This is a genomic window from Rhodanobacter sp. PCA2, from assembly GCF_013620825.1.
In the GTDB taxonomy this organism is placed as follows: Bacteria; Pseudomonadota; Gammaproteobacteria; order Xanthomonadales; family Rhodanobacteraceae; genus Rhodanobacter_A.
In genome coordinates, this window is the sequence record NZ_NJIC01000018.1 from 74,821 (window position 1) to 87,867 (window position 13,047).

General features: G+C 65.9%; 12 protein-coding genes and 4 tRNA genes. 9 read left to right on the forward strand and 7 right to left on the reverse strand.

Annotated elements, in window-relative coordinates; all coding sequences use genetic code 11:
• The first annotated feature begins 162 nt into the window (after positions 1 to 162).
• Genes PCA_RS07015 through dnaQ form a run of 3 tightly spaced genes read left to right on the forward strand, consistent with a single transcriptional unit; the run spans position 163 to position 1,969 of the window.
• Positions 163 to 771 (forward strand): class I SAM-dependent methyltransferase, encoded by a 609-nt coding sequence (locus PCA_RS07015; RefSeq protein WP_255436710.1) that lies wholly within the window; start codon positions 163 to 165, stop codon positions 769 to 771.
• A gap of 17 nt (positions 772 to 788) precedes the next feature.
• Positions 789 to 1,232, forward strand: coding sequence for a ribonuclease HI (rnhA, locus tag PCA_RS07020; protein ID WP_181301911.1), 444 nt, complete (start codon positions 789 to 791; stop codon positions 1,230 to 1,232).
• Entirely contained in the window at positions 1,229 to 1,969 is a 741-nt protein-coding gene (gene dnaQ / locus PCA_RS07025) for a DNA polymerase III subunit epsilon (RefSeq protein ID WP_181301881.1), read from the forward strand. The genes rnhA and dnaQ overlap by 4 nt, the downstream gene beginning before the upstream one ends.
• On the opposite strand, the gene PCA_RS07030 is transcribed toward dnaQ, so the two are convergent.
• Positions 1,961 to 2,662, reverse strand: a complete 702-nt coding sequence (locus PCA_RS07030; protein WP_181301882.1) for a protein phosphatase 2C domain-containing protein — start codon at positions 2,660 to 2,662, stop codon at positions 1,961 to 1,963. The two genes, dnaQ and PCA_RS07030, sit on opposite strands and share 9 nt — an antisense overlap.
• Positions 2,663 to 2,901: 239 nt before the next feature.
• Between PCA_RS07030 and PCA_RS07035 the strand changes: the two genes are divergently transcribed.
• From PCA_RS07035 to PCA_RS07045, 3 genes are all read left to right on the forward strand, one after another.
• Positions 2,902 to 3,078 carry a type II toxin-antitoxin system HicA family toxin gene (locus PCA_RS07035; protein WP_181301883.1) on the forward strand — a complete coding sequence of 59 codons (177 nt, stop codon included), beginning with the start codon at positions 2,902 to 2,904 and terminating at the stop codon, positions 3,076 to 3,078.
• 18 nt (positions 3,079 to 3,096) lie between these two features.
• Positions 3,097 to 3,540, forward strand: a complete 444-nt coding sequence (locus tag PCA_RS07040) for a type II toxin-antitoxin system HicB family antitoxin (protein WP_181301884.1) — start codon at positions 3,097 to 3,099, stop codon at positions 3,538 to 3,540.
• A gap of 237 nt (positions 3,541 to 3,777) precedes the next feature.
• Complete coding sequence (locus PCA_RS07045; protein ID WP_181301885.1) at positions 3,778 to 5,835, forward strand: DUF262 domain-containing HNH endonuclease family protein; 2,058 nt, start codon at positions 3,778 to 3,780, stop codon at positions 5,833 to 5,835.
• Between the two features lie 487 nt (positions 5,836 to 6,322).
• Here PCA_RS07045 and PCA_RS07050 read toward each other — a convergent pair.
• Positions 6,323 to 6,412 (reverse strand) — tRNA-Ser (locus PCA_RS07050).
• 190 nt (positions 6,413 to 6,602) lie between these two features.
• The gene (locus PCA_RS07055) at positions 6,603 to 7,409 is read right to left on the reverse strand and encodes a sterol desaturase family protein (RefSeq protein ID WP_181301886.1); all 807 of its coding nucleotides are present in this window, start codon (positions 7,407 to 7,409) and stop codon (positions 6,603 to 6,605) included.
• A 92-nt stretch (positions 7,410 to 7,501) separates the two neighbouring features.
• Between PCA_RS07055 and PCA_RS07060 the strand changes: the two genes are divergently transcribed.
• Positions 7,502 to 8,533, forward strand: coding sequence for a helix-turn-helix domain-containing protein (locus PCA_RS07060; protein ID WP_181301887.1), 1,032 nt, complete (start codon positions 7,502 to 7,504; stop codon positions 8,531 to 8,533).
• Between the two features lie 10 nt (positions 8,534 to 8,543).
• On the opposite strand, the gene ppsA is transcribed toward PCA_RS07060, so the two are convergent.
• Positions 8,544 to 10,916 (reverse strand): phosphoenolpyruvate synthase, encoded by a 2,373-nt coding sequence (ppsA, locus tag PCA_RS07065; RefSeq protein ID WP_181301888.1) that lies wholly within the window; start codon positions 10,914 to 10,916, stop codon positions 8,544 to 8,546.
• Between the two features lie 300 nt (positions 10,917 to 11,216).
• Here ppsA and PCA_RS07070 point away from each other — a divergent pair, with 300 nt between their 5' ends.
• Positions 11,217 to 12,032: a pyruvate, water dikinase regulatory protein gene (locus tag PCA_RS07070; protein WP_181301889.1), complete on the forward strand. Its 816-nt coding sequence runs from the start codon at positions 11,217 to 11,219 to the stop codon at positions 12,030 to 12,032.
• Between the two features lie 28 nt (positions 12,033 to 12,060).
• Positions 12,061 to 12,558: a DUF1249 domain-containing protein gene (locus tag PCA_RS07075; protein WP_181301890.1), complete on the forward strand. Its 498-nt coding sequence runs from the start codon at positions 12,061 to 12,063 to the stop codon at positions 12,556 to 12,558.
• A 168-nt stretch (positions 12,559 to 12,726) separates the two neighbouring features.
• Here the strand turns inward: PCA_RS07075 and PCA_RS07080 are convergent.
• The 3 genes from PCA_RS07080 to PCA_RS07090 form a co-directional block, all read right to left on the reverse strand.
• Positions 12,727 to 12,803, reverse strand: a tRNA-Asp gene (locus PCA_RS07080).
• A 30-nt stretch (positions 12,804 to 12,833) separates the two neighbouring features.
• Positions 12,834 to 12,909, reverse strand: a tRNA-Glu gene (locus PCA_RS07085).
• 9 nt (positions 12,910 to 12,918) lie between these two features.
• Positions 12,919 to 12,994: transfer RNA gene (locus PCA_RS07090), tRNA-Ala, on the reverse strand.
• Between the last annotated feature and the right edge of the window lie 53 nt (positions 12,995 to 13,047).

Sequence of the window (13,047 nt, forward strand, 5' to 3'; positions counted from 1 at the left end):
GACGCGGTCGGCGTCATCCAACGCTACACTGCACGCTGGATTTCAACGATGACCGCAGGCCGGGTTCACCGGAGCCGGATCGAGTGCATGCCGCTTCAACGCGATCAGGACATTCACGCAAGCGCCCCCTTGAGGCAATTGCGCAACGGACAATGGCGCAGCATGGCGCCGTTGCTGCAGCGCGAGACGGGGCGGCGCGCCCTGCGCATAGGGGTGGACGACGATGACGCGGTGCCGCCGCTGCCCGGCGTGACCTGGACGCGGCTGTGGCTGGAGCAGGGCGGTTATCGGGGCGACCTGCGCGGCAGCGCCGAGGAGCCGCTGCCGTTCATAGCCGAGGCCTTCGACCTGGTCTGGCTGCAGCACGCGCTGGAGCCGGCGCCGCAGGTCGCCGGCCTGCTGGGCGAGGTCTGCCGGGTGCTGGCTCCCGGGGGCGTGCTGGCGGTGACGGCAGTGCACCCGCTGGGCGGCTGGTCGCCCTGGTTCTTCTGGAAGGCGCGCGGGCAGGGACAATCGCTGCAGTGGCCATGGCACCTGTGCCATCGCCTGCGGCGCGAAGGACTGGCAATCGAAGACGTGCGCCGGCTGGGTCCGCCATGGCCCGCCCATGGTCGCCCGGCCAGCGGCGACAGCCGCTGGGGCGGCGCCTACCTGCTGCTGGCCCGCAAGCAACGGCACCTGGTCACGCCCGTGAAACTGCGGCCGCTGCCGGCGCGGGCGCCGGTGAACGCGCACCTGTCGCCGGGCACCCGGCGGCATTCCGTATCCTGAAGACGATCGGCGTGACGATGGAAGAAGTGGAAGCATTCACCGATGGCGCCTGCCTCGGCAATCCGGGACCCGGCGGATGGGCGGCGCTGCTGCGCGCCAGAGGGCGCGAGCGCCTGCTGGCCGGCGGCGAGGCCGCCACCACCAACAACCGCATGGAGCTGATGGCGGCGATCGGCGCGCTGGAGGCGCTGACCCGCCCCTGCGCGGTGGTGCTCACCACCGACTCGCGCTACGTCATGCAGGGCATCGAGCAGTGGCTGCCGAAGTGGCGCGCGAACGGCTGGCGCACGGCCGACAAGAAGCCGGTGAAGAACCAGGATCTGTGGGAGCGCCTTTCCTCGGCCTCCGGCAACCACAGCGTCCGCTGGAAGTGGGTGAAGGGCCACAACGGCCACGCCGAGAACGAGCGCGTGGACCAGGCCGCGCGCGAACAGGCCGAACAATTCGGGGGCAGGGCATGAGGCAGGTGGTGTTGGACACGGAAACCACCGGCCTGGAGGTGCGCCAGGGACACCGGCTGGTGGAAATCGCCTGCGTGGAAATGGTGGGGCGGCGCCTCACCGGCCGCCACTGGCAGACCTACCTCAATCCCGAGCGGGCGATGGACGAGGGCGCCAGCCAGGTCACCGGCATCCGCGACGATTTCCTGCAGGACAAGCCCTTGTTCGCCGACAAGGTGGCCGAGTTCCTGGCCTTCGTCGACGGCGCCGAACTGGTCATCCACAACGCCAGCTTCGACGTGGGCTTCATCGACGCCGAGCTGGCGCGCCTGGGCGGCGCGCAGGGCCGCCTCACCGACCGCTGCAGCGTGCTCGACACGCTGGCGATGGCGCGCGAACGCTATCCCGGGCAGCGCAACAGCCTCGATGCGCTGTGCAAGCGGCTCGGCGTGGACAATTCGCGGCGCGACCTGCACGGCGGCCTGATCGACGCCCAGTTGCTGGCCGACGTCTACCTGGCGATGACCTCGGGCCAGGTGGCGCTGGACCTCGCGTTCGAGCAGCCACAGGAATCGGCGGCGCAGATCGTCGCCCAGCCGCTGCTGCGGCACGGACGGCCGCGCGTGCTGCGCGCGTCCGCCGAGGAGTCCGCCTTGCACGAACAGCGCCTGGACGCGCTGGACAAGAGCGCCGGCGGCGTCAGTGTCTGGCGCCAGGCGGAAACGCCTGAGGCCGCCGCGGAAACCGGCTCAGCTTGAGCGCACCAGGATCGCGGTGATGTTGTCCTTGCCGCCGCGGTCCAGCGCATCCAGCAGCAACTGATCCACGCACTCCTGCGCGGCCAGGTCGGTGCGCGACACGGTGTGCGCGATCGACGCCGGGTCCAGTTCCTCGGTCAGCCCGTCGCTGCACAGCAGGAAACCCATGCCCGGCACGATGCGGCCCTGCGCCATGCCGACGTGCAGCTGGGCGATGGCGGTCACGCCCAGCGCCTGGGTCAGCACGTTGCGCTGCGGATGGCGCGTGGTGTGCGAGGGATCGAGTTGACCCGCCTCGACCAGCGCCTGCACCAGCGAATGATCGTGGCTGATCTGGCGCAATTCCCGCCCGGTGGTGTAGATGCGGCTGTCGCCTACCCACGCGGCCTCGTAGCGGTCCTCGCTCACGCGCAGGACCGCGATCGTGCTGCCCATCGGCAGCAGGTCGGCGCCGTCCTGCATCTGCGCCAGCAGGTGTTCGTCGGCGCCGCGGATCGCTTCCGCCAGGCTGTGCCCGCGACTCACCAGGTCGACCACGCTGTCGCGCACCCGCGCCGCCGCCACCTCGCCGTGCAGGTGCCCGCCCATGCCGTCGGCTACCAGAAACAGGCCCAGCGCGGCATCGGCGTAATAGGTGTCCTCGTTGCGCGTACGGCGCAAACCGACGTGGGTGGCGTGTCCGAATTCGATCATGGGCGAAGCATGGCGGATGTTGGTGGAGGGTGCAAAAGCAATCGCAGTGAGCTGAAAGTCGCGTCGGATTGTCCGGTGCGTCCATGAGCCGAACCCCTTCGCGCTTGCGCACCGTGGGGATGGCTTGCAGTGGTCCAGATTCCAAAGTGGGCGGATGTGCGGTGAATCCTTGATTTGCGTACATGACGAGCCCCAAGCGGGGTGTTGTGCAATGTGTATCGGTGTGTATCATATACGCGATGAACAGCGCAGACCTCATCAAGCTGCTGAAGTCCCATGGTTTCGCTGTCGTCGGGGTTCGCGGCAGCCATCACAAGCTCCGCAACGCCGCCAACGTCACGGTGATTGTCCCGCATCCGAAGAAGGATCTTGGCAAGGGTCTGGTCGCAGCGATACTCAAACAAGCCGGCCTGTAGGGCCGGGAGGTGTCCGCCATGTTGTTCCGCTATCCAGTCGCCATTGAAATCGGGAACGAAAAGACAGCGTATGGCGTCGTCGTGCCCGATCTTCCCGGCGTGTTCAGCGCAGGCGACACGCTGGAAGACGCCCTCGCCAACGCCGAGGAGGCCATCCTGTTCGCGTTGGAAGACATTGTCGAAAGCGGGGCCGACATCCCACCGCCGACGGAACTGGAATGGATGATGCTGGGCAAGGGCGGCAAGGGCGGTCCCAGGCGTTTCCCGCCGAGCAAGTGGGGATGGTTCGTGGTGAACGTGGATACCGGCAAGCTCACCGCCAAAGCCGTGCGCCTGAACATCACGCTGCCCGAGCCGCTGCTGAAGGCGATCGACAAGCGCGTCAGCGCCCTCGGCGGCACCCGCAGCGGATACCTGGCGGCCCTCGCTCAGCGCGACCTCAACAAACACCGCGCGGCCTGAAGGGTTTCAACAAAGCCTGCTGCGACCAGGGCATGACCGACCAGGTTGCCCGCCCGGCCCGCCTCCGCGATGCTGCCGGCTGTACGGGCTGGTGCGGTTTCTGCAGGATAGGAGCGGTGGCCCCGATGCGTAGGCCAGTCGGCGACATAGACGGGAGGGGGCGCAAGCCCCTTGCCGAGTCTCGACATCCGTACCGAAGGCTGAAAACCACCATCTTGAATCTGCAGGGGGATTCACGTGCAACCCAACAAGACCAGTGTCACCGGGCTGTTCAGTACGCCGTACCAGTACCAGATCCCAATTTTTCAGCGTGGCTACGTCTGGACGCTGGAAAAGCAGGTGGTTCCGTTGTGGGCCGATATACAGGATCGCTCAGATGCGCGGTTGGAGCGCGAGGAAGCGATGCTGCATGGTGTCGTTGCAACCGACCTCAAGCCCCTCCAAAAGCACTTTCTTGGCTCGCTGGTGCTCACGCCGGTCACGCCGCCGTTCGGCCGCGTACCCGCCTACGAGGTGATCGACGGTCAGCAGCGCTCGACGACACTGCAATTGCTGTTGCTGGCGTTCCGCCTTGCGGCGCAACAGCTTGGCGACACTCAGCTACCGAAGATGCTGGACACCTTGGTGCGCAACCCCGGCCCGTACACGACGGACACGGACTTCCACAAGGTGTGGCCGACGCAGGCCGGCCAGGATGAGATACAGGCGCTGTACGCAGCGAAGGATGTCGCCGACATTTGTGCGGCTTACCCGGCACGCACGGGACGCAAGAAGTCCGAGCGGCCGTTGATGGTGCAGACATTCTTGTACTTCTACTTCGCGTGCCTCGCGTACCTTCAAGGCATTGATCTGGTGGGTTCGGGCGATGCGGACGAGCACACGCCAAGCGACGTGCTGGTCGCGCGGATTCGCCGCGACAATGACGTAGTCCCGTTGGATGTGGACAGCACGTTCGAGCCGAAGCGTGCGCAGGCGCTCTACATGGCGCTTTCCGAGAATGTGCAGATCATGACCCTGCAGTTGGAGGTCGATGATGACCCGCAGATCATCTTCGAGACGCTCAATGCACGTGGTGAGCCGCTGCTGGCTTCCGACCTGATCCGCAACTTCGTCTTTCTGGCAGCGGCGCGCGCCGGCAAGCCTGTTAGTGCGCTCTACGAGAAGTTTTGGAGCCCATTCGATCTGGTGTCGGCGGGTAGCCAGGGAGTGACCAGCAACCGCTACTGGGCAGAAAAGGAGCGGCAAGGCCGCTTGACCTATCCACGTATCGACCTGTTCTTCTACAACTACACCGTGTTGCGCAGTCAGGAAGTAACCCTGGTCGGACGCGTCTTCGATGCTTTCAAGACGTGGTGGCAGAAGCAGCCGAGAGATCTCGAACAGGAACTGCAGGGCATCGTGGTCGCCAGCCGACACTTCAAGGAACTGGTTTCGCCGGAGGGAACCGGTCACCTTGCCGAGTTTGCGAGGCTGGTCGAGTCACTCGATGTCAGCACCATCACGCCGGTCTATCTGGCACTGCGGGAGCGATTGTCGGACGACAGTCCGGAGCTGCGGCAGGCCTTGGGCGATATTGCGTCGTACCTGACCCGTCGCTCCGTTTGCGGCATGGAGACCAAGGGATACAACCGCTTCTTCATGCGTCTGTTGCAGACAGTTTCCGCGGCTTCCGAAGAACCGCACCTCGCGCTTCGCAAGGTACTTCTGGCGGCCACGGCAGACAGCGAACTCTGGCCGAGCGACGAGAGGTTCAAGGAGCGGTGGTTGCACCGGCCCGTCTATCAAGAGATGAAGCCGGCGCGCGTGTGCGGCATTCTGCGCGCACTCGAATACGCGGCACGCGGCACCATGCAGGGCAGCAACCACGTGCCCGTCCAGTCCGCGCTAACAGTCGAGCATGTCATGCCGCAAAGCTGGCGAACTGAGCCAAGCTACGAGGCTTCTGAGATGACCGATGCCCAATGTTCGCTCCGCGACGTGGCGATCCACGAGTTCGGAAACCTTACTCTGCTAACTCAGCCGCTCAACAGCTCGGTCAGCAACGGGCCGTTCAACGACCGACAAAGTCCAGCCGGTGAGGTCGTGCACGGCAAGCGTTCCAAGTTGGGTCAAAGCGCGCTGTTGATGAACACCTTCTTCAACCAACAAGGCTTGGATGAGTGGAACGAAGATGCGATTGCTGCGCGCGCCAACGCGCTTTACAACGCGGCGCTTCTGGTGTGGGCACGACCAGCCTCCACCACTGCCACGCCTAAAGCGATAGCTCAGGCATTCTCCAGTAGCGAAAGCAGTTAGGTGGGCGCGTAGTTTCCTGACCCAGCTTCACGACCTGGTGCACGAAACCCTCCAGCAGGCTGTGCGCAGGCTCCGCACGGGATCAAGTGCGGGTTGAAGCCGTTGGTTGGTGTACAAATTCCAGAATGAGATGAAGCTTGACGATCAGGCGAGAACCTTCGGCTTCAAGAAGATCATCTACACGGATGGCTATGATTCGACGTGGACTCAAGGCCTCTGACCACCTGAGAGGCAGTCTATACGCCCGGCAGCGATGCGCGAAGTACACCCGAGCCCATGCAGCCATGTGCAGGAGCACCTCGCGCGGGTAGAGCGGTGTCTACCTACTGCCCCTCGGCCCGCTCGCAGCGAAATCACCGTGTACATTGCGGCCATCCGTGTCCGTAGCCGTCCGTGCGCAAGCGGGTTGTAACGTAGGGACTAAAGTAGGGGCGACCACAAGAATGCAAGAAAAAAGCCGCTGAATTCAGCGGCTTAGTTCCATTTCTGGCGGAGAGGGTGGGATTCGAACCCACGGTACGCTTGCACGTACGCCTGATTTCGAGTCAGGTACATTCGACCACTCTGCCACCTCTCCGAAAGGGGTCGCGTGGTCTGCGCGAGCCGGCAATCTTACGTGGTGGCAGGGGCCGTGACAAGCGAGGGAATCCAGCTGGCCGTGGTCACCGCGGGATTTGCCTGCCTTGCCCGGCAACCGTTCGGCGGGAAGGGATGGGCACGGGAGCGCCGCCTGGGTGCCGGTACGTTCGTTCGCAAGCCGGGAAGCTTCATGGGGACGGTGCCGCGTCGGGCGGACCTGGGTCCTCCGGGTTGCCATGCGTAAGCGGATTCGCCGAGACCTCGCGGAACAGCAGCATGTCGCCGATGTGCGACGAGGCGCCGTCGTAGAACCCGGTCGCCGGGGCGAAGTTGCGAGGGTTGTCGAAGGTCCCGAACAGGATGTCGAACAGCGGCACGTCGGCGTAGTTGTTGCGGTGCCGTCCGCGCGCGTGGTGCCAGGAGTGGCTCTCCGGACGCTGGACGATGTAGCCGAGCCAGCGTGGCGTGCGCACGTTGGTGTGCTGGAAGATCGACAACAGGGTGAAGGCGAGCAGCGCCGCCGTCGTCGCCGGCGCCGACAGGCCGACGACGAGCGTCAGCGCGAGGCTGGACACGACTGTCCAGCCGATCATGTCGAGCGGGTGGAACCAGAACGCGCTCCAGGTATCGATGCGCTCGGCGCTGTGGTGCATCTGGTGCAGGCCGCGCCAGAGCACGTCGGAGGCATGCATGCCGCGGTGGTAGAAGTAGCCGATGCCTTCGTAGGTGAGCACGCCGACGAGAGCGCCGGCTGCGGTGCCGAGATGGCTGAGATCGAGGAACTGCCACCGCAGCAGATGCTCGCTCCAGAGCAGCGGCAGATAGGTGGACAGCGCGAAAAAGAGCGCGAGCGCGGCGAGCCCGCGCATTTGCCATGCCGGCGCCCGGGGCAACTCACGCGCCGGGAAGAAATGCTCCCAGAGAATCAGCGCCGCATAGGCGGCGAAAACCGTCAGGGAGGTCGGGTCCAGCAGGACTTCAAGCGGTGTGGGCATGGGAGCCTCCGGTTTGCCTGGTACGGGTTACGATAGCCCGCACGACAGCCATAGCCCCCAGTCATTTCGGCAGCGAATCGGACGGATCGGCCATGACCGCAGCCCGGCAACCCGTGATCGCGATTCTCGCCGTACCGGAGACCTCCGCGTCGGTCCTGTACGGCATGTACGACCTGTTCCGCTCGGCCGGCCGAGATTGGAGCATGGCCATCGGCGGGGAGGCGGGGCCGGGCCTCGTGCAGCCCGTCGTCGTCGCCACGCGCGAAGGCTCGTTCCCCATCGTCAACGAGGTCCACGTGCGGCCAGAGACGACGATCGACCGCATCGGCTGCCCCGATGTCGTCGTCATTCCCGACCTGGCGGTCGATCCGGGCGGCCCTTTCGACCGTGACCGCTTTGCGGCCGAGATCGCCTGGCTCAAGGACTGCCATGCGCGCGGCGCCGTGCTTGCCTCGGCCTGTTCGGGAGCCCTGTTGTTCGCCGAGGCCGGCCTGCTGGATGGCTACGACGCGACAACGCACTGGGCTTTCGCCGACGCGATCGCCCGGCGCCATCCGCGTATCCGCATGCGACCGGAGAACGCGCTGGTCGTCACGGGCGAGGGGCACCGCCTGGTCATGGCCGGGGGCGGCACTTCGTGGTCCGATCTCGCGCTGTACCTGATTTCCCGCCTCGCCGGCGTCCAGCAGGCCATGGACACGGCGCGCATGAATCTGGTCGAGTGGCATGCCGTCGGCCAGCAGCCATATGCGCGGCTGGCGCGTTCGCGCCAATCCACGGATGCGGTGATCGCGCGGTGCCAGGTCTGGATCGCGGAGCACTACCAGGGACCGGCGCCGGTCGCCGCGATGGTGCGCCTGAGCGGGCTGCCCGAACGGACGTTCAAGCGGCGCTTCCAGGGCGCCACCGGGCTGTCGCCGCTGGAGTACGTCCACACGCTGCGCCTCGAGGAGGCCAAGCAGATGCTCGAGGCGGGCAGCGAGCCGGTCGAGGCGATCGCGAATGCGGTCGGCTACGAGGACGCGGGCTTTTTCGGCAAGCTGTTCCGGCGCAAGGTCGGCCTTGCGCCGGTCCAGTACCGGCGCCGCTTCGGGGCGATGCGGCGCTCGTTGTCCACGGCCTGAAAACGGCGCCTCAGCCGGCCTTTTTCCGGGCCAGCCGCAGCCAGGTGTCGACCACGGTGTCGGGGTTCAGCGACACGGATTCGATGCCCTGGTCCATCAGCCATTCGGCGAGGTCGGGGTGGTCGCTGGGGCCCTGGCCACAGATGCCGACGTACTTGCCCTTGGCGCGTGCGGTCTGGATGGCCATGGCCAGCAGCTTCTTCACCGCGAGGTTCCGCTCGTCGAACAGGCTGGCGACGATGGAGGAATCGCGGTCCAGGCCCAGGGTGAGCTGGGTGAGGTCGTTGGAGCCGATGGAGAAGCCGTCGAAGATGTCGAGGAATTCGTCGGCGAGCAGGGCGTTGGAGGGCACCTCGCACATCATGATGACCTTGAGGCCGTGCTCGCCCTGCCTGAGCTCGTTCTTCGCCAGCACATCGAGCACCTTGCGGCCTTCCTCGAGCGTGCGCACGAAGGGAATCATCACCCACACGTTGTCCATGCCCATGGTCTCGCGCACGCGCTTGACCGCCTTGCACTCCAGCCCGAACGCCTCGGCGAAGCTGGGATCGACGTAGCGGCTGGCGCCGCGGAAGCCGATCATCGGGTTCTCCTCGTGCGGCTCGTAGCGCGAGCCGCCGAGCAGGTTGGCGTATTCGTTGGACTTGAAGTCGCTCATGCGCACGATCACCGGCTTCGGGTACACCGAGGCGGCGATGGTGGCGATGCCTTCGGCGAGGCGGTCCACGTAGAACTCGACCGGACCCGCGTAGCCGGCGATGCGCGCGTCGATCTTCGCCTTCGTCTCGGCGTCCTGCTTGCCGTATTCCAGCAGCGCCTTCGGGTGCACGCCGATGTGGCTGGCGATGATCATTTCCAGGCGGGCCAGGCCGATGCCGGCGTTCGGCAGCATGCCGAAGTCGAACGCGCGTTCGGGGTTGGCCACGTTCATCATGATCTTCAGCGGCGCCTCGGGCATCGCGCCGAGGTCGGCGGTGATGCGCTCGAACTTCAGCTGGCCGGCGTAGATCGTGCCGGTGTCGCCCTCGGCGCAGGACACGGTGACGTCGGCGCCGTCGGGGATGCTGTCCAGCGCGTTGTGCGTGCCCACCACGGCCGGTACGCCGAGTTCGCGGGCGATGATCGCCGCGTGGCAGGTGCGGCCGCCGCGGTTGGTGACGATGGCGCTGGCGCGTTTCATCACCGGCTCCCAGTCGGGGTCGGTCATGTCGGCCACCAGCACGTCGCCGGGCTGCACCTTGTTCATGTCGGCGAGCGAGCGGATCACGCGCGCCTTGCCGGCGCCGATCTTCTGGCCGATCGCGCGGCCCTCGGCCAGCACCTTGCCCTTCTCGTTGAGGCTGAAGCGCTCCAGCTGGGTGGCCTGGGCGCGCGATTTCACCGTCTCCGGGCGGGCCTGCACGATGTAGAGCTTGCCGGTATGGCCGTCCTTCGCCCACTCGACGTCCATCGGGCGGCCGTAGTGCTGCTCGATGATCAGCGCCTGCTTCGCCAGCGATTCCACGTCGGCGTCGCTGATGCAGAAGCGATTGCGCAGTTCGGCCGGGGTGTCCTCGGTCCGCACGCGCTCGCCGGGCTGGCTGGAATACACCATGCGCAGCTGCTTGGCGCCGAGATTGCGGCGCAGCACCGCGGGCTTGCCGGCCTTGAGCGTGGGCTTGAACACGTAGAACTCGTCGGGGTTCACCGCGCCCTGCACGACCATCTCGCCGAGGCCGTAGCTGCCGGTGACGAACACCACGTCGCGGAAGCCCGACTCGGTGTCCAGCGTGAACAGCACGCCGGAGGCGCCCACGTCCGAGCGCACCATCAACTGCACGCCGGCGGAGAGGAACACGTTCTCGTGGGCGAAGCCCTGGTGCACGCGGTAGGCGATGGCGCGGTCGTTGTACAGCGAGGCGAAGACTTCCTTCACCTTGTGCAGCACGTCCTCGATGCCGACCACGTTGAGGAAGGTTTCCTGCTGGCCGGCGAAGCTGGCGTCGGGCAGGTCCTCGGCGGTGGCGGAGGAGCGCACGGCCACGGCGATGTCGTCGGCGCCGGCGTCCTTGCAGAGCTTGGCGTAGGCGTCGCGGACCGCCTGGTCGAGCTCGGCCGGCAGCGGGGTCTCGGTGACCCATTCGCGGATTTCCTTGCCGGCCCGGGTGAGCGCGTCCACGTCGTCCACGTCGAGGTCGGCCAGGCGGGCCTGGATGCGCTTGGCCACGCCGCTCTTTTCCAGGTACTGCTGGAACGCGTCGGCCGTGGTGGCGAAGCCGCCGGGCACGGACACCCCGAGCTTGGCGAGGTTGCCGATCATTTCGCCCAGCGACGCGTTCTTGCCGCCGACCTTGCCGAGGTCGGTCATGCGCAGTTGGTCGAGCCAAAGCACCAGGTGGTTCAAGGCAATCTCCTAGAGGGAAGGGCGGTAAAGAGTGGAATGCTCGCACAACGAAGGCGCGAAGCGGCTTGCAAAGGATTGGTATTGTCTGCTGTCGATGGTGCGAAGCACAAGAAGACCAATGCCAACCGGCGCCGCGCCAACTGCATACCAGTCAGTCGGGAGTCGGCGTGGACGGCATGCATGCGGATGATTCTCCGGGCTGGCTGCCATCCTCGCGCGGCGCTCCGGGCGACCGGCGACAGTTTTCGGGGCTTGCGCTAAGGTGCCCGGCAGGCAGCTTTCCCGACGATCGGACTCTTCATGCAACGCACGGTCTTCTTCATTTCCGACTCCACCGGCATCACCGCGGAGACGATAGGCAACAGCATCCTGGCGCAGTTCGAGGGCGTGCGCTTCGACAAGCACCGGCTGCCTTTCATCGACGACGCGCACAAGGCGGAAGCGGCCGCGCTGCGCATCAAGACCCATTACGCGAAGAGCGGCGAGCGGCCCATCGTGGTCAACACCATGGCCGACCGCGCGCTGTGCGAGATCGTGGGCGCGAGTGGCGCGCTGATGCTGGACGTGTTCGCGCCGTTCATCGGTCCGCTGGAAGCGGAGCTGGGCGCCAAGCGCTCCGGTGCGGTGAACCGCTCGCATGGCCTGGTGGATTTCGACAAGTACGAGGCGCGCATCAATGCCACCAACTACGCTTTGACGCACGACGACGGCATCGACGTGGACTACGCGCAATCCGACTTGATCCTGGTCGGCGTGTCGCGTTCGGGCAAGACGCCGACCTGCCTGTACATGGCCTTGCATTACGGCGTCAGCGCCGCCAATTACCCGTTGACCGACGAGGACCTGGAAAAGCTGGAACTGCCCGCGCGCCTGCGGCCGTACCGCGACCGCCTGTTCGGGCTGACCATCGAGCCCGAGCGGCTGGCGCAGATCCGCGAGCAGCGCCGCGCCGGCAGCCGCTACGCCACGCTCAAGCAGTGCCGCTGGGAACTGGAGCAGGCCGACCGGCTGATGCGCCAGGCCGGCATTCCGTTCCTCAACACCACGCATGTCTCGATCGAGGAGATCGCGAGCAAGATCTTCGCGAGCTTCGGCATCGAGCGCACCATGTACTGAAACCGCATCGGAGTAGCCAGTCCCTGCCATGAGTGCCGTACTCGACGATCGCCACAGCCTGCTGCCGGGACGGTTCGAGTTCCTGATGGGGTTGTATGCGGAGAACTACCACCGCCTGACCAGGTTGTTCGCGCCCCAGGAACTGGCGCCCGGGCGGTACGTGTCGAACGTGGACGACGGACTCAACGTGCATCTGGCCGTGCAGGAGCGCCATCCCTATACGCTGGAGCTGGAGCTCACCTACGACTTCGTCGACGCGCATACCGGCCACCGCGCGCCGTCGGCGCAGTTGCGCATGTATACGGACGCCCATGTGGCCGAAGCGCTGCATTGCCATCCGGGCCGGCATCTGTGGCAGGTGCTGGGCCCGTTCGCGCCGGCGCATACGGTGTTCCAGCACCGCCTGCAGATGAACGGCTTTCTTGCGCGCTGGCTGGAGTACCTGGCCGAGCAAGGGCATTCCAGCGGCACGCTGGAGCCGTGTCGCGGGACGTCGGCGGGGCGCGGGGAACAGCAGGGCCCCTGAAGGAGTATGGAAGCGGGAGACGGCTTCTGCTTCCCGTACTCACCGGCAAGCGCGGCAGTTGCCACGCAGAGCCGTGCGGCCGTTGGTGCATCGGTGCATGCCGGAGCGGGCGCAGGACAATCCCGATAAACAAGAAAGCCGCCCGAAGGCGGCTTTCTTGTTTATCGGTGGCGGAGCGGACGGGACTCGAACCCGCGACCTCCGGCGTGACAGGCCAGCATTCTAACCGACTGAACTACCGCTCCACATTTTTGACTGCTACTGCGTTGTCGACTTGGCGTCCCCACGGGGATTCGAACCCCGGTCGCCACCGTGAAAGGGTGATGTCCTAGGCCTCTAGACGATGGGGACGGATCGGGTTGGTGGAGCCAGGCGGGATCGAACCGCCGACCTCCTGCATGCCATGCAGGCGCTCTCCCAGCTGAGCTATGGCCCCGCCGCTGGAAGCCGCAAAGGATAGGTGGGGGTCACAGTTCCGTCAAGCTTTTT